The 16180-nt window shown below is 34.2% G+C and carries 19 protein-coding genes; 3 read left to right on the plus strand and 16 right to left on the minus strand.

Going from position 1 to position 16180, the window contains the following annotated elements; all coding sequences use genetic code 11:
- Window positions 1–40 precede the first annotated feature (40 nt).
- The gene (locus tag ACYQ5R_RS05545; RefSeq protein WP_460189926.1) at window positions 41–604 is read left to right on the plus strand and encodes a LemA family protein; all 564 of its coding nucleotides are present in this window, start codon (window positions 41–43) and stop codon (window positions 602–604) included.
- Between the two features lie 7 nt (window positions 605–611).
- Window positions 612–1571 (plus strand): M48 family metallopeptidase, encoded by a 960-nt coding sequence (locus tag ACYQ5R_RS05550; RefSeq protein WP_460189927.1) that lies wholly within the window; start codon window positions 612–614, stop codon window positions 1569–1571.
- A gap of 71 nt (window positions 1572–1642) precedes the next feature.
- Here the strand turns inward: ACYQ5R_RS05550 and ACYQ5R_RS05555 are convergent, their stop codons facing one another.
- From ACYQ5R_RS05555 to ACYQ5R_RS05625, 15 genes are all read right to left on the minus strand, one after another.
- Window positions 1643–2251 (minus strand): superoxide dismutase, encoded by a 609-nt coding sequence (locus ACYQ5R_RS05555; RefSeq protein WP_460189928.1) that lies wholly within the window; start codon window positions 2249–2251, stop codon window positions 1643–1645.
- Window positions 2252–2362: 111 nt separating this feature from the next.
- A complete protein-coding gene (locus ACYQ5R_RS05560) occupies window positions 2363–2548 on the minus strand; it encodes a hypothetical protein (protein WP_460189929.1) in 186 nt (61 codons plus the stop codon).
- Between the two features lie 15 nt (window positions 2549–2563).
- Complete coding sequence (locus ACYQ5R_RS05565) at window positions 2564–3064, minus strand: hypothetical protein (RefSeq protein WP_460189930.1); 501 nt, start codon at window positions 3062–3064, stop codon at window positions 2564–2566.
- Window positions 3065–3287: 223 nt separating this feature from the next.
- Window positions 3288–4391, minus strand: coding sequence for a biotin synthase BioB (bioB, locus tag ACYQ5R_RS05570; protein WP_460189931.1), 1104 nt, complete (start codon window positions 4389–4391; stop codon window positions 3288–3290).
- A 33-nt stretch (window positions 4392–4424) separates the two neighbouring features.
- Window positions 4425–5588 (minus strand): beta-ketoacyl synthase N-terminal-like domain-containing protein, encoded by a 1164-nt coding sequence (locus ACYQ5R_RS05575; protein WP_460189932.1) that lies wholly within the window; start codon window positions 5586–5588, stop codon window positions 4425–4427.
- A gap of 48 nt (window positions 5589–5636) precedes the next feature.
- Complete coding sequence (gene bioA / locus ACYQ5R_RS05580) at window positions 5637–6902, minus strand: adenosylmethionine--8-amino-7-oxononanoate transaminase (RefSeq protein ID WP_460189933.1); 1266 nt, start codon at window positions 6900–6902, stop codon at window positions 5637–5639.
- 5 nt (window positions 6903–6907) lie between these two features.
- The gene (gene bioD / locus ACYQ5R_RS05585; RefSeq protein ID WP_460189934.1) at window positions 6908–7525 is read right to left on the minus strand and encodes a dethiobiotin synthase; all 618 of its coding nucleotides are present in this window, start codon (window positions 7523–7525) and stop codon (window positions 6908–6910) included.
- Window positions 7525–7902 (minus strand): putative signal transducing protein, encoded by a 378-nt coding sequence (locus tag ACYQ5R_RS05590; RefSeq protein WP_460189935.1) that lies wholly within the window; start codon window positions 7900–7902, stop codon window positions 7525–7527. The genes bioD and ACYQ5R_RS05590 overlap by 1 nt, the downstream gene beginning before the upstream one ends.
- Window positions 7895–9061 (minus strand): aminotransferase class I/II-fold pyridoxal phosphate-dependent enzyme, encoded by a 1167-nt coding sequence (locus tag ACYQ5R_RS05595; protein ID WP_460189936.1) that lies wholly within the window; start codon window positions 9059–9061, stop codon window positions 7895–7897. Before ACYQ5R_RS05595 ends, ACYQ5R_RS05590 begins: the two co-directional genes overlap by 8 nt.
- The gene (locus ACYQ5R_RS05600; protein ID WP_460189937.1) at window positions 9058–9696 is read right to left on the minus strand and encodes a SanA/YdcF family protein; all 639 of its coding nucleotides are present in this window, start codon (window positions 9694–9696) and stop codon (window positions 9058–9060) included. The genes ACYQ5R_RS05595 and ACYQ5R_RS05600 overlap by 4 nt, the downstream gene beginning before the upstream one ends.
- Before the next feature lie 48 nt (window positions 9697–9744).
- Window positions 9745–10389: an SOS response-associated peptidase gene (locus ACYQ5R_RS05605; protein WP_460189938.1), complete on the minus strand. Its 645-nt coding sequence runs from the start codon at window positions 10387–10389 to the stop codon at window positions 9745–9747.
- Window position 10390: 1 nt separating this feature from the next.
- Window positions 10391–11740: a magnesium transporter gene (mgtE, locus tag ACYQ5R_RS05610; protein WP_460189939.1), complete on the minus strand. Its 1350-nt coding sequence runs from the start codon at window positions 11738–11740 to the stop codon at window positions 10391–10393.
- Window positions 11724–12512, minus strand: coding sequence for a 16S rRNA (adenine(1518)-N(6)/adenine(1519)-N(6))-dimethyltransferase RsmA (gene rsmA, locus ACYQ5R_RS05615; RefSeq protein ID WP_460189940.1), 789 nt, complete (start codon window positions 12510–12512; stop codon window positions 11724–11726). Before rsmA ends, mgtE begins: the two co-directional genes overlap by 17 nt.
- A 7-nt stretch (window positions 12513–12519) precedes the next feature.
- Window positions 12520–12837, minus strand: coding sequence for a DUF4286 family protein (locus ACYQ5R_RS05620; protein ID WP_460189941.1), 318 nt, complete (start codon window positions 12835–12837; stop codon window positions 12520–12522).
- Window positions 12838–12850: 13 nt separating this feature from the next.
- Window positions 12851–14623, minus strand: a complete 1773-nt coding sequence (locus tag ACYQ5R_RS05625; RefSeq protein WP_460189942.1) for a tetratricopeptide repeat protein — start codon at window positions 14621–14623, stop codon at window positions 12851–12853.
- A 136-nt stretch (window positions 14624–14759) separates the two neighbouring features.
- Here ACYQ5R_RS05625 and ACYQ5R_RS05630 point away from each other — a divergent pair, with 136 nt between their 5' ends.
- The gene (locus ACYQ5R_RS05630; protein ID WP_460189943.1) at window positions 14760–14903 is read left to right on the plus strand and encodes a hypothetical protein; all 144 of its coding nucleotides are present in this window, start codon (window positions 14760–14762) and stop codon (window positions 14901–14903) included.
- Here ACYQ5R_RS05630 and serS read toward each other — a convergent pair.
- Window positions 14900–16174: a serine--tRNA ligase gene (gene serS, locus ACYQ5R_RS05635; protein WP_460189944.1), complete on the minus strand. Its 1275-nt coding sequence runs from the start codon at window positions 16172–16174 to the stop codon at window positions 14900–14902. The genes ACYQ5R_RS05630 and serS overlap by 4 nt on opposite strands.
- Between the last annotated feature and the right edge of the window lie 6 nt (window positions 16175–16180).

The following is a 16180-nucleotide window of genomic DNA, read 5'->3' on the forward strand; positions in this document are numbered from 1 at the left end:
AATCAGTTATCTTTGAAGGTAACTAATACAAAAAATTATTATGAGTTCAACGATTATAATTATAGCAGTAATAGCCGTAGTGTTATTAATGCTTGTTTCATTTTACAATAAGCTAGTAAAGTTGCGTAACAATCGCGAAAATGCTTTTGCAGATATAGATGTGCAACTAAAACAACGTCATGATTTAATACCGCAATTAGTAGAAACTGTTAAAGGTTATATGAATCATGAAGAAAAAGTTTTAACCAATGTTACTGCGGCAAGAGCAGGTGCCTTAAATGCCTCAAGTATTAACGAAAAAATTGCAGCAGAGAATCAATTATCAGCTGCTTTGGGCGGATTAAATGTTGCTATTGAAGCTTATCCAGACCTAAAGGCAAGTACTAATTTTATGCAATTACAAGAGGAAATTTCTGATATTGAGAACAAGCTTTCTGCTGTAAGAAGATTCTTTAATTCTGCCACTAAAGAGTATAACAATGCGGTTCAAACGTTTCCATCTAATATTATTGCGGGTATGTTCTCATTTAATAAAGAGAGTATGTTTGACGTAGGTGCAGCCGAAAGAGCTGTACTTGATAAAGCACCTAAAGTGAGCTTTTAAGAAATAGATGAAGTACGTAGGATTACAATCTCAAATAAGCAGTAACAATAGGAAATCTGTAATGCTGCTTATTGCATTTCCAGCATTGCTTTTGGGCTTGGTTTGGTTGTTTTATGCCATTTTTGGAATGTATACAGCTTCAGAAGAGCAAGCATTTCAAGTAGACAATGTAAACAACCAATTTATCATGACGGCACCTTTTGTTACCATTGCAGTTGGCATTTGGTTTCTTATTGCTTGGTTAGGTCATGCATCCATGATTCGTGCTGCAACAGGTTCTCGACCATTAGAACGTAAAAGCAATAAACGTGTATATAATTTAGTGGAGAATTTATGTATCTCTAGAGGAATGAAAATGCCGAAGGTGTATGTAATTGAAGACGATTCTCTCAATGCGTTTGCCAGTGGAATTTCTGAAAACTCATATGCCGTTTCTTTGTCTAGAGGTATCATAAATAAACTTGATGATGACGAGCTGGAGGCGGTTATTGCGCACGAGTTGACTCATATTATTAATAAAGATGTACGTCTGTTAATTATTTCAATCATTTTCGTTGGCATTTTTGCTTTTGTTTCTGAAATAGCCTTTAGATCTATTTTATATGGAGGCGGTAGAAGTAATAATGGTAAAGATAAAGGTGGAGCCATTTTTATTATTCTTGCTTTGGGGCTCGTTGGTCTAGTGCTTTCCTCTTTCTTTAGATTCGCCTTATCTCGAAAAAGAGAGTATTTGGCCGATGCTGGTGCTGCAGAAATGACAAAGAATCCTTTAGCGCTTGCTAGTGCCTTACGTAAAGTGTCGCAAGACCCTTGGATTGAGGCCGTAAAACGCGAAGATGTTGCACAGATGTTTATTGACCATCCTACAAAAAAGCATAAGAGTAAGTCTTTTATCAATCATTTTAATAGCATGTTTGCAACACATCCACCAATAGAAAAGCGAATTCAAATATTAGAACAGTTTTAAGATAAATACACTGTATAAAAAAAGCCAAATACTAATGTATCTGGCTTTTATTTTATGATCGAAAATCTCAATTATTTTCCTGCTGCATAGTTTGCAGATACCTTGTCCCAATCGATTACATTAAAGAATGCCTCAATATAATCTGGTCTACGGTTTTGGTAGTTTAAGTAATACGCGTGTTCCCAAACATCCAATCCTAAAATTGGTTGATTGCCACAAGAAACACCTGGCATTAATGGATTGTCTTGATTCGGAGTAGAGCAAACGTTTACCGCTCCACCTTTAGCAACACATAACCAAGCCCAACCTGATCCGAATTGCGTAGCAGCAGCTTTAGAAAAAGCATCTTTAAACGCTTCAAAAGAACCAAACGCAGTATTAATTGCGTCTGCTAATTCTCCTGTTGGTTCACCACCACCGTTTGGAGACATTACTTCCCAAAATAATCTGTGGTTATAGAAACCTCCACCGTTATTTCTAACAGCACCGTTACTCATATCAAGGTTTGCTAAAATAGCCTCAATTGATTGATCAGCTAAGTCAGTTCCTTCAATTGCAGTATTTAATTTGCTTGTGTAACCAGCATGGTGTTTACCATGGTGGATTTCCATTGTTTTTGCATCTATATGTGGTTCTAAAGCATCGTATGCATAACCTAATTGTGGTAATTCAAAAGCCATAATATTTTTGTTTTAGTTGTTGTACAAAATTTCTATGTCAAAGGTACGTAACAAATGTCAATCACGAAAATTGATTGTTTTTATATAAATATTGAGGATTCTTATTGATTATTATGCTAGGACTAAAAGAATGGTCAAAACAAAAAGAATAGTTAGGTTCAGCAAACAACCCCCTTTTGAGGCTCGTTTCAATTTTTGTTTGCGCCCGCTTTTTGTTAATGGTACTCCAGTCTTTTTGGAAATCTTCCTTTTGGCATTTGAAATGCCTGAAATTTGGTTAAATGATTTTTTTCTCATGTTTGATTAGTTTATCTAAAAATAGTTATTTTTTAGATAATGTTCAACCGATTCATAATCAAAATAACCAGAGGTAAGCACCTGTAGGCTATCATTTTGTTTTATTAAAAGTGTTGGAAAGCCTTGAGCAAATTCTCGTGCCTTTAAAAATTCTATTTCTGTTGCTTTAAGATTATTTTCAGACATCCAATTTTCTTTAAAAACAGAAACTTCTATTTCCAATGCCTTTAGAATTGATTCGTATGTTTCTAAACTATCTAATCTTTTACCCTGAGCAAATTGTGCTTTTTGAACCTCTTTAGCAAATAACATTCCTTTTTCTGGTACTAATTGTTTTATAAGTACAATGACGGCTGAAGCAGGTAAACTACTAAAAGTATACGAAGAATCTAATGCTAGTTCATAAAAGGAATCACTCAAGGGCATTTGCGTTCTGGCTTCCATTTGCGGCCCATTTGATTGTAAAAAAACAGAGAGTTCTTCACCGCCTATTGGAGCATTGTCTCCAAGCCACATACCCCCAACTAACAATTCAAAGTCAAAACGATCTTTAAATTCATTTGCTATAGCATTGATGTTATTGCTATTGCCATAACACCAACCACATTACGGATCCATAACATATATTAATCTATTTTTTGCCATAATGGCAAAGATAGTTTTGGTATAGCGTTTTACTCAGAAATTATAAGTGAATCAACCCATAAGAGGACTCTACCATGAAATAAACAAACTGAACTTAAGAACTTCTTAATTCTTTAGCACGTTCTTTAGCAGCTTCGTTTCGGTCGATTTTATGCTCCGGACGCGTCCATTTTGGTTTTTCACCTAATGGTTGAAATTGAGAATCTGTAGCTTCTACAGTTTCTGGCTTTTTCATCACATTAATAAATGGCTTACTAGGTGTTAAACCTAATTTATCAAATAACTTTATGTCTTCGTTTACATCAGGATTTGGCGTAGTTAACAGCTTGTTACCTGCAAAAATAGAATTGGCACCAGCAAAGAAACACATGGCTTGACCTTCTTGACTCATTTCAGTTCTACCTGCACTTAAGCGAACTTGTGTTTTTGGCATTACAATACGTGTAGTGGCAACCATACGAATCATTTCCCAAATTTCAACTGTTTGCTGCTCTTCTAAAGGAGTACCTTCAACCGCCACCAAAGCATTAATTGGCACACTCTCTGGATGTGGATTAAATGTTGCTAAAGAAACAAGCATACCAGCTCTATCTTCTAAAGATTCTCCCATACCAATAATTCCACCAGAACACACTGTAACGTTCGTTTTACGTACGTTTTCAATGGTCTTAATTCGGTCTTCGTAACCACGAGTAGAAATAATTTCTTTGTAGTATTCTTCAGATGTATCTAAGTTGTGATTATATGCATATAAACCAGCTTCTGCTAAACGTTGCGCTTGATTTTCGGTAAGCATACCTAATGTACAGCATACCTCCATATCTAATTTATTTATAGTACGCACCATCTCTAACACCTGCTCAAATTCAGGTCCGTCTTTTACATTACGCCAAGATGCTCCCATGCATACACGAGAAGATCCGCTAGATTTGGCGTTTAATGCTTGCGCTTTAACTTGAGAAACAGTCATCAAATCATTCCCTTCAATATCGGTGTGGTATCTCGCTGCTTGAGGGCAGTAACCGCAATCTTCTGGGCAACCTCCTGTTTTAATGGATAACAACGTAGAAACCTGTACTTGATTTGGATCGTGGTTTTCACGGTGAATAGTTGCTGCTTTATATAATAATTCCATCATTGGTAGATTGTAAATCTCCATGATTTCTTCTTTTGTCCAGTTATGCTTGATTTCGCTCATATGCTGTTTTTTATTAGTTCAAAAATAGGGAAATTAATTTGGTTTTGTAAGTAAAATACTTACTGCATTACCACCAAATCCTACAGCATTTACAAGTATTTTATTGAATTGACTTGGTGCTTTTTGAGGTGTGATAAATGGAATGTGAATAAAAGTTTGGTTTTGTATCATCAGAATCGCCAACTCTAAGTTCAATGCTCCTGAAGCTCCAAATGTATGTCCTATTTTCCATTTGTTTGAAGTGAGTGCAGGTACATTTTTACCAAATACTTTTTGTATTGCCTTGTATTCAGAAGAATCTCCTTTCATAGTACCTGGAGCATGCATAACAATAGCGTCAATTTCATCTGGATTGGTTTCACTTAATGCCATTTTCATTGATACTTGAAAACAATCTGCGTTATTAGAAATAGAGATGTTGTGTTCTAAAACTTCTGTTGCATAACCAATACCTGTAATTATAGCCAAAGCATTTTTTGATTGTCCTTTTTCAAGAGCAGCAATGCAGGCTCCTTCACCCAAAACCATGGTATTTTTCTTTTTAGAAAAATCTAATGTTTTACAAGGGTAATTCTCATTAGCCTTAGCATTACTGTAAATTTTGAGTGCTTGCATTTGAGCAATGGTAAACGGTGTTAGTGGTGCTTCACTTCCACCAGCTAAAAATTGAGTGCTCATACCAGCATTAATCCATGCAACACCATTTAAGATGGCATGCAAAGCTGTTGAACAAGTGATGGAATGACTGATAGTTGGCCCCTTTGATTGCAAATCATTTGCAACCCAAGTAGAGATGTTTCCTAAGGTTGTGGTAGGAGAAGCTAAAGTATCTGTTTGTTTTGATTCAAGATATTGTTGGTGGTATTGCTCAAACAAGCTTGTTGCTCCTCTAGATGAGCCAATATTGATACCAAAATCATTAGTGTTCCAACCACTTTTTTTAAAGGCAGATCTGGCTGTAATAATCGCCATTAAAACAGACTTGTCTATATCTTTATAGTGTTTGTTGGCTGTTTTTAGTTGTGATATTTTAAACTCGATATCTTTTGAAATTGCACCAGCGAATACGCTAGTGTTCTCAAACTTTTTAAACGATAGCTTATGAGATGCATGCTTGTATTCTTCCCAAATATCTTGATGATTATCTCCTAAAGCAGATATTGAACTTATAGCGGTAATAGAAATGGGATTTATCATAAGCATTCAATCAACATCTTTCGTTCATAGCATTTTCAAGATGCAAAACTACACTATTTCCAATGCTTGTTCAATGCTTTTGTACACTTTTTCTAGCGCTTCTTGTGTTGTTACATAAGGTGCTAAAATATAGATGGTATTGCCAAGAGGCCTTAAGAAAACTCCTTGACTCATAAAATGGTTAAATAGTTTGTCTCTAAGATTTCCGTAACGTTCCATTTTAATGTCTAAGTCTATGGCATAAATAATTCCTTTTTGACGTGTAGATTTTACTTTTGAATGTTTTTGAATACGCACATCAAAAGCCTTATGCGAGTTTGTAATTCGCGCAATATTTTTTTGAATTTCTTCCGTTTGCAATAATTTGATGCTTGCTAATGCCGCTGTACATGTTAGGGGATTGGCAGAATACGTATGTCCGTGAAAGAACCCTTTACCAATATCATCAGCATAAAAAGCATCGTATATTTTTTGAGTGCAGGTTGTTAAGGCCATTGGAGCAATACCTCCTGTAAGTGATTTGGATAAACAGATAATATCTGGAAAGTTATTTAAATATTCTGATGCAAAGTTTTTACCAGTTTTACCAAATCCAGTCATCACTTCATCAGCAATAGTAACCACTCCTGCCTTATGAGCAATGTCAATTAATTCATCTAAAGAAGTGGCTTCATACATGAACATAGCAGAGGCACCTTGCACTAGAGGTTCAAATATAAAGGCGGCTACATTTTCAGTCTGAATAAGAGTTTTAAATTCCTTTTTTACCTGTTCTATATTGTCTTTATTCGGCACTGGTATACGTGCAACATCTATAAAAAAATCTTCAAAAGGCCCGTTATAAACTGAGAGTCCAGAAACAGACATGGCTCCAAAGGTATCTCCGTGAAAACCTCCTTCTAGAGCGATTATTTTACCTCGTTTTTCGCCTTGATTAAAATGATATTGCAAGGCCATTTTAATGGCTACATCCACAGAAGTTGATCCATTGTCAGAAAAGAAAATTTTCTGCTGATTTTCCGGTAGTATTTGAATTAGAGCTTCAGATAGTTCTACAGCAGGTTTATGCGTAAATCCGCTAAAAACAACATGGTCAAGATGATTGAGTTGTTCTTTTACTGCATTTACTATTGCTGGGTGTGAATGCCCATACATGCAGGTATACCAGGATGCAATTCCGTCTATATATTCCTTGCCGTTTTCATCGTACAAATATGCTCCTTTAGCACTTGCTATAGCTAAGTGATTTGGGTGTAGTTTATGCTGTGTTAATGGATGCCAAAGGTGTTTTTTGTCTCTTTCTTGTAGATTCATAGTCATTAAAGCTTTTCTAAGTTTTCTTTAAACAAGGAAGCATAACGAGCTATCGTTTCAGAATCAAAATTTTGTTCCTCATTAATTCGGCCTATAACTGTTACACCAGTCATTTTTTGGATAATGCTTTCCGTAGTTGGATGTTCATCACCGCTAAAAATAACACCTATTTGAAATCCTTTTTCCTTTAATGCATTTATAGTTAATAACGAGTGATTAATGCTGCCTAAATAATGTCTAGATACCACAATAACTTTGTCTGTTGGCTGAATTAAATCAAGAATGGTGTTTTGATCGTTTAGTGGTACAAGTAAACCACCAGCACCTTCAATAACCAATGTGTTTTCGGTATTAGGTCGACTTATTTTATCTAGTGTTATAGCAACGTTGTCAATTTCAGCTGCAGCATGAGGACTCATAGGTGTTTGCAATGCAAATGCATTAGGGTGAAATTTAGATGTTGAATTTGAGACCAATTGTTCAACTTTTTTTGTGTCGCAATTGTCTAATTCACCTGCTTGAACTGGTTTCCAATAATCTGCATTTAGAGCCTCTACAACTATTGCAGAAGCCACTGTTTTACCGACTTCAGTTGAGATACCAGTAATAAAATAATGTTGCATTAAAAAACGGTTTTACAATCGTTGCAAATATCCTTCGATTTTTCAAAAAAGGGAAACAACATAAAGAAAATGTTTTTGCGTTGTGAAGGCGCTACTAGAATTTTGGTTGAGTTACAATTCGGGCAATGTATTTCGTTTCCTAATTCATCTTTTTTATAAGGTCGAATATCGTTGTAAATAGCTGCGGCTTTTTCTAAGTCTTTTGAAAGTACTTGAAGCTTCACACCACCGATAGCCTGTGAAATCAAAGGATCTGCATCTACTGTAGATTCATCTTGAAGAATAGTAGGGATATTTTCTGCATCAAGTTTTGATTTTAGAACATGTGCTTCTGTAGAATATTCAAATACCGCTAAGGTGGTAAAAGTATCAGTCATAATCTATGGTTTTTAAGATAGTCGTAAGAAGTTCTAAAACATGATTAATTTCTTCAATTGAATTAAAACTATGCAGACAAATGCGCAAACGTTCTTGACCTTCTTGAACAGTTGGAGACAAAATAGGTTTGATGTCGTATCCTTTTTTTTGTAAAAATTCAGCGACCTGTTTTACATTGGTATTACCAGGAATTATGCAACTATGTATGGCTGAATTACTTTGTACAAACTTAAGATGATTATATTTTGAGTCAAGTTGCTCATTAAAGTGAATTATTAACTCATTCAGTTTTTTTATGTTATTTGTTTGTGATAATAATTCAATACTGGCTTTTATGGTTGCAACAGTATGTAAAGGCATCGCGGTAGTATAAATAAAGCTTCGAGCATAATTGATTAAATAGTTTTGCAATTGCTTTGAACCAAGTATAACTGCACCATGGCACCCTAAGGCTTTACCGAAAGTGTGAACTCTTGCAAACACCTTGTTTTGGAGATTTAGAGCTTGTAAAAGCCCTTCGCCTTTATTTCCAAAAACGCCAGTGGCATGTGCTTCATCAATTATTAAATGAATGCGGTATTTAGTACATAACTGAATCAGTGCTTTTAGATGAGGAGAATCACCATCCATAGAGAAAACAGATTCTGTTATTAAATAAGATTCAGAGTTTGTAGATTTTGAAACTAGTTGGGAATGACGCTGTAATTTAGTCTCTAAATCATTAAGATTATTGTGCTGAAATTTTACAGATTTTGCAGGACTCATTTGAATACCGTCGCGAATAGAGGCATGTACTAATTCATCATAAAAAATAATATCGCCTCTTTGAAGAATAGCACTTAATAATCCGATGTTTGCATCATATCCTGAATTAAAGAGTAAGGCAGCATCTGAGTGAAAGTATTTGGCCAATTGCAATTCTACTTCTTCGTGAAATTCTGAGTTACCAGATAATAATCGAGATCCGGTTGCTCCATTAATAGCAATTCCTCCCTTGTCATATGCCAATGCTTTTTCATAAATCTCCGTAGACTGTGCAAAACCCAAATAGTCATTTGATGAGAAATCAATGAAATCATTTGAATGCGATAAATTTCTCAATGCATCTGACGCAATTCGATTTTCTAATTTTGTTGATAGTCTTTTAGGGAAAGTCATACTTTTGGAATATTTACAGGTTCACCTAAAAATTTTGGTTGTACTTTAAATATCAAATCAACGCTTAATTTAGTACGAGCTAAAAATTCTCTCATTTTTACTTTTAATCCACTTTGTCCTCCCACATTTTTGGCATTATATCCAATAGTGTTTATATCGTTGTGTAATCCAAGGGTAATTGCTCGTTCATTGTGAAATTGTTGGGAAATGACTGTTACTGCATTTTGTCCGAAAATTTCTTTACATCGAACCATAGAATCTAAGGTTCTAAATCCCGCGTAGTCCAAATAAATAGCAGATTCAGGAACTCCCATAGCTACCAGATCGTCTTTAAAAGTTGTAGGTTCGTCGTAATACTTACTGCCATTGTCTCCACTTATTATAAGATATTTAATCTTGTTTGATTTAAAAAGTTCGAAGGCAGCATTTATTCTGTATTGATAAAACAAATTTATTTGACCATTTCTCAAATATTTAGAAGTACCTAACACCAAGCCAACGGTGTTTTGCGGAATATTGTTAACACTGTTATAGATTCTATTTTTAGCAATCTTTTCTACATAGAGATTTGATGCTATTGCAAATCCAGCAATTAAAGCAATTGATATGATTATGATTTTTACCCACTTCTTCATACTCAAAGGTAACCAATTAAAGCTTGAAAATTTTGTTAATTATTCCCTTTAAAATAGCGATAATTGACTTGTATTTTGATCTTTGTCTATTGGGTGTGCAATGAGCTCTTCTTGGTAAGGAAATGCGTACTTTTTATAGTCTTCACCTTGCAGCCAATACTTTTCATCTTGAGGTTTTAGAATCACTGGCATTCGTTGTTTAGTATTGTGAATTTCACTCATTAGGTCGTTGGCTTGTGTGGTAATAATGGTATATGTTCTTTTTAGTTGGCCATCAAAATCGAACCATTCACTGAAAAGACCCGCAAAAGCAAACAACTTTTCTTGGGATAAAGTAATTTCAAATTTTTGCTTGTTAGATTTAGATAAATGTTGCCATTCATAAAACCCATCTGCAATAATCAAACATCTATTTTGAATCACATTTTTGAATGAAGGCTTTTCACTTAATGTTTCAATTCGGGCATTTAGGGTGTAGTTTTTTATACTATCGTCTTGAGCCCATTCAGGTATTAAGCCCCATTGAGCAAGTTCAATCTTTTCCTCATTTTGATTTGTGATAATAGGAGTCTTTGGAAACTCAAACGCTTTATTAAGTTGAAAGTCTTCAATACTCATAAGGTCGTCTAAATCTGCTTGAAATCTACTCTTGATTTCCTCTTTCTTTTTCTGAAGTCGTGTTTGGTAACACATTTTAGAAGCCTAACATTAATTTGGCAATAAAAAAGAAAAGAAAGATTCCGAATATATCGTTACTTGTAGTGATAAAAGGCCCAGTTGCAATTGCTGGGTCTATGCCTTTTTTGTCTAAAATAATTGGAACAAATGTGCCTATTAATGCCGCTACAATAATTACGCATATCATAGATAATGATATGGTTAAGCTAAAAGTAAAGTCTACACTCATCAATGGAGAAACAGCAATGATAATGATTCCTAAAACAAATCCATTAATCAAACTTAAACCAACCTCTTTTAATAATCTGCTAAACAAACTTCCTTTAACAACATCGTTCGCCAAACCTTGCACAATAATAGCACTTGACTGCACTCCTACATTACCTGCCATTGCGGCAATAAGTGGTGTAAAAAAGAATAGTTCTTTGTATTTAGCTAAGGCGTCTTCAAAACCTTCCATAATAAATACGGCTCCTAATCCACCAAACAATCCTAAAATAAGCCAAGGCAATCGGGCTTTAACTAATTCTAAAATACTGTCATCTGCTTCAACATCTTGCGAAATACCCGCAGCTAATTGGTAGTCTTTTTCAGCTTCTTCTTTAATTAAATCTACAATATCATCAATGGTAATTCTGCCCAAAAGGACCATGTTATCATTTACAACAGGTATGGCTTCTAGGTCGTATTTTTGCATCACTTTAGCTACTTCTTCAGCATCTTCGTATACATTAACACTGTCAACTTTTGGTCTAACAATTTTAGAAATATTACCCCTTGCAGGAGCCATTAATAAATCTTTTAGAGAAAGTCTCCCAATAAGTTGTTCTTCATCATTAACAACATAAATAGAATGAACACGCTGTACCTCTTCTGCTTGCGCTCGCATTTCTTTTACACATCTTGGTACTGTCCAATTTTCATTCACCTTTACGAGCTCTTTTGCCATTAATCCACCTGCAGAATCCTCGTCATAGGTTAAAAGCTCTTTAATATCTGCTTTGTGTTCTTCGTCTTCAATCTGCTGAATTACTTTTTCCTGACGTTCTTCAGGTAATTCCGCAATCATATCTGCAGCATCATCGGTATCTAGCTCCTCAACCTCTTCAGCGATTTCTTTGGCAGATAAATTCTTTAAGATCTTTTCACGAACGTCTTCATCTAACTCCATTAAGATGTCAGATGTCTTTTCGCTATCTAAAAGTTTAATGATATAAATGGCATCGTCAAACGATAATTCGTCTAACATCTCAGCAATATCGGCGTAGTGTTCTTCTGAAAAAAGTTCTTGTATGGCAGCATCAGATTTCTCCAAAACCATACCTTGAACTCGCTCGATAAATACTTCGTTAATTTCTAATGCCATCTTGCTCTATTTTGGCAGTAAGTTCTATAAATTGGTTTACAGAAAGCTGCTCTGGACGCATAGCAAATATAGCATCTTCTCTTAATTTATCAGATAATTTGAGCGATTTTAAACTACTACGTAACATTTTACGTCTTTGATTAAACCCCGTTTTAACAACTTTAAAAAATAAGGCTTCGTCTACAGGTAATGAATAGTTGCTTTTTCTAATAAGTCTGATTACTCCAGAATCTACTTTTGGTGGAGGATTAAAAACGGTAGGTGGTACCGTAAATAAGTACTCAGCATCATAGAATGCTTGTGTTAAAACCGATAAAATCCCATAGGTTTTACTTCCTTCTTTTTCTGCAATTCGTTGCGCTACTTCTTTTTGAAACATACCAGAAAATTCTGTTACAAGATGTCTGTTTTCTATTGCCTTAAATACAATTTGAGAAGAAATATTGTAAGGGAAGTTACCTATTACAGCAATCGGTTCATTGTTAAATTCTTTTGCTAGATCTAGTTTTAAAAAATCTGCTTCTAAGATGTCAAATTTTAAACTTTGAACTTTTTTCGCAGTTTCTAAATAAGCTACAGACTCAGTGTCAATTTCAACTACAGTAACATCAACTGATTTAGGTAAGATGTATTTTGTGAGTACCCCCATACCCGGACCAATCTCTACAACCTTTTTGTAATTTTCTAAGGTTAAAGTATCGGCTATTTTCTTAGCGATATTTTCATCGGTTAAGAAATGTTGTCCTAGGTGTTTTTTGGCTTTAACTGACAATAGGTGCTTATTTTGAAATTTCTGAAATGACTTTTAAATCTGTCGTAAAGGTTCCGAACTTTCCGTTAAATAAGCGCATTTCTTCTTCTTTAAACTTATAAGCATCTTCTGCCAAATAGCTTTGAATGTCTTCTTTGGTTTTGGCTGTGTATTGAATGGCATAAGTTATACCTCCCATATCTTCTTGAACCAATACATGACACACTTTTATACTAAGAATTTTACCTGTTTCCATTACTGCAGGTATGTTCTTATCATGCATCCAATTTAACCATTCTTCATTAATACTTTCGTCTACATTAATTGTTACATTGTGTATAAACATATGCTATATTTTTTTATTGAATATCGTCTCCTCTTAGTTTTCTATACTGCCTTCTTGCAGGCACTAAATAAATACTAGAAGGAAATTCAAAAATAATCTTTTGGAAGTATTCTTTTGCTTTTTCAGTATTATTTAATTGCAGGTATATTTCACCTAGTTGAAAGTAGGCATCATCAACTAAAATATCTGTTTTATCTAATTCTGTAACTGTTAAAAAATGTTGAATTGCTAAGTTATAGTTTTCCAATTTAATATTGAGCAATCCGAGTTGATAATGAGCTTCGTCTTCTATAGCATGCCCTTTCTGATTTACTACTAATTCTTTTAAAATTGCAATGGCTTCTTCATTTTTTGATTGGTACGATAGTAAATCAGCTTTTGCATACGATTTCAAAGCTAATTTTAAAGAATCTTTTACAGTGTTATCGTCAATAATTAAACTCAAATCTAAGGCATCATTAGCGATTAATTGAGAGGTCGCACTTTTGAGTACTTTTAATTGCGTTTGAGCCCAATCAAAATCGCCTTTATAAAAGCTGGTTTGTGCAACCTTATAGCGAGCTTCTTGAGCTAACTGATGATTTTTTAGTTGCGTTTGAACTTGAGAATAATAAATCAAGGCCTCATTAAACTTGCCCTGAAAAACCAAAACATCTCCTATTTTTAGTTTTGTTTGTCCTTTTTGAAATTTGTTCAATGGCAAATTTAATGCACGTTCTAAAACATTAAAGGCATCAATGGGATTATCAATTTTAAAAGTTAAAAAATCCGCATATGCCAATTGAATCTGCAGTGTATTGGGAGTAACACCAAACTGCGTTAACAATGCGTCAAACTTATTAGAAACTTCTTCGCGATTTTTGTTTAAGGCGATGTCTATTTGCAAGAGAATTAAATTAGCATCTACCTTTTCAGTTGGATTCGTTGTATTTTCCAAAATGAAATCAGCACATTTAGCGGCAGTTTCGTAATCTTGACTATCAAAAGCTATATTGCATAAATTCGAAATTCCAGAAAGCATTTCGGGATTTCTTTGATACACTGCTTTTATTTGAACAAAGGCTTTATCAAAATCTTTCTGTTGCATATACAACCACGCCAAAAGCTCATTCCAAGCAACATTTGGTGACTGTTGTAATCTTTTTAAAACAGCAATCCTAAATTGCTTGTTATATATGCTTTGAGCATCCTCTGTTATATAATTTGATAGATAGCGTAAAATAGTTTTACCATACCGCTCATTTTTTTCAACTAAATCTAAATAGGTGTTAAACATTTTTTCGGTATTACCTTTTTCACCATAAATAGGTGCTATTTGCAATTCGTAGTTGGCGTTCGGGTTAATTTGTGTGGCTAACTCATATGTTTTTAAAGCGTAATCTAACTGATGATTATTTTTAAAAGATCGTCCAACTGAGTAAGTGTAATTTAGATTGTTTGGTAATAATGATAATGCTTTTTCGTATTCTACTTTGGCTTCTTCATGAAGATATTGTAATTCATAATTGTAACCTAATTCAACATAAAAATGAATTTGATTAGGAAAAGCTTCTAAATGTAATTCAATAGATTTTTGCGCCTCGTCAAAGTTTTCTAATTGTTGTTGACAGAGCACATAACGTTGTAAATAATTTGAATTGAAATTATTTTGACGATAAAGAGATTTAAAAATAGAGGCTGCTTTGTCATATTCACCTTTTCGATAATAATCAAATGCCAATTGTTGATCTTGAGCATATAGGCTAAGGTTTAACAAGCAGAATATGAGTAAGATAAGCTTTTTCATAAGGTGAAATTCTATTATCAAAGATAACGAACTAACTGTTAAATATTTCGTAAAATCTTTTTATTGATTCACTGTAGTGTAACATTTTGGCACAAATATTGTCTTAATAATACAAAACGATTCAAAACTTACAATTATGAAAGACTTAATCAAACAATACGAAACAGCTAAGGCTAAATCTAAAGAATTTATGAAATCGGGTCAATTAAGTGCATATTTTGATGCATTAATAGAAATGAACCGATACAAAAAATTAATGGTTGCCGTAGCAGCAAACTAATCAATTATATCAAAACCACAATACGGAATTAAAACATCCGGAATTTTAATTCCCTTAGGGGTTTGATAGTTTTCTAATATACCTGCCAAAACACGTGGTAACGCCAAAGAACTACCATTAAGCGTATGTGCTAATTGGCTTTTTCCTTCACTATTTTTAAAACGTAGTTTTAAGCGATTTGCTTGAAATGTCTCAAAGTTAGAAACAGAGCTTATTTCTAACCAACGTTCTTGTGCTGTAGAATATACTTCAAAGTCAAAAGTTAAAGCAGCGGTAAAACCAATGTCTCCACCACATAATCTTAAAATTCTGTAAGGTAATTTTAGTTCTTTTAAAATACCTTTTACATGTTCCACCATTCCGTCTAAGGCTTGGTATGAATTATTAGGATGTTCAACTCGAACAATTTCTACCTTATCAAATTGGTGCAGTCTATTTAAGCCTCTAACATGTGCTCCATAACTACCAGCCTCTCTTCTAAAACAAGGCGTATAACCGGTATGAGTTAAAGGAAAATCGGCTTCTTTTAATAAAACATCTCTATAAATATTAGTTACTGGAACTTCAGCAGTAGGTATCAAATAAAGATTGTCTAATCCAACATGGTACATTTGGCCTTCTTTATCTGGTAATTGACCTGTACCACGACCTGAATCTTCATTAACTAGATGAGGTACTTGAATTTCACTATATCCTGCAGCTGTATTTTTATCTAAAAAGTAGTTAATTAAAGCGCGTTGTAATCTAGCTCCTTTACCTTTGTATACAGGAAATCCTGCACCAGTGACTTTGTTTCCTAATTCAAAATCAATGATATCGTATTTTTTAGCCAGTTCCCAATGAGGCAAAGCACCTTCATTTAAAGTTGGGATTTCTCCAGCTTCAAAAACAGTTTCATTATCATCTTCTGTGTTCCCTGCAGGAACACTTGGATGCGGAATATTCGGAATTTGATACAACAATTCTTGTAGCTCTTCAGCTAAGGCGTTTAGATCTTCACCTAATTGCTTAGAACTTTCTTTCAATTGCCCTGTTTTTTCCTTTAGAACATTGGCTTTTTGAGGTTCTCCACTTTTAAAAAGCATGCCAATTTCTTTAGAAAGTTTGTTTGATTCTGCCAAAACTGAATCTAGTTCAGCTTGTGTAGCACGTCTTTTCTCATCTGTTTTTAAAACAGATTCAATGATACTTTCAGCATTTTCAAAATTTCTTTTAGCTAAGCCACTTAAAACAGTGTCTTTATGCTCTCTAATAAAGGCTACTTGTAACATAGTTCC

The sequence above is a fragment of the Urechidicola sp. KH5 genome (assembly GCF_054661455.1).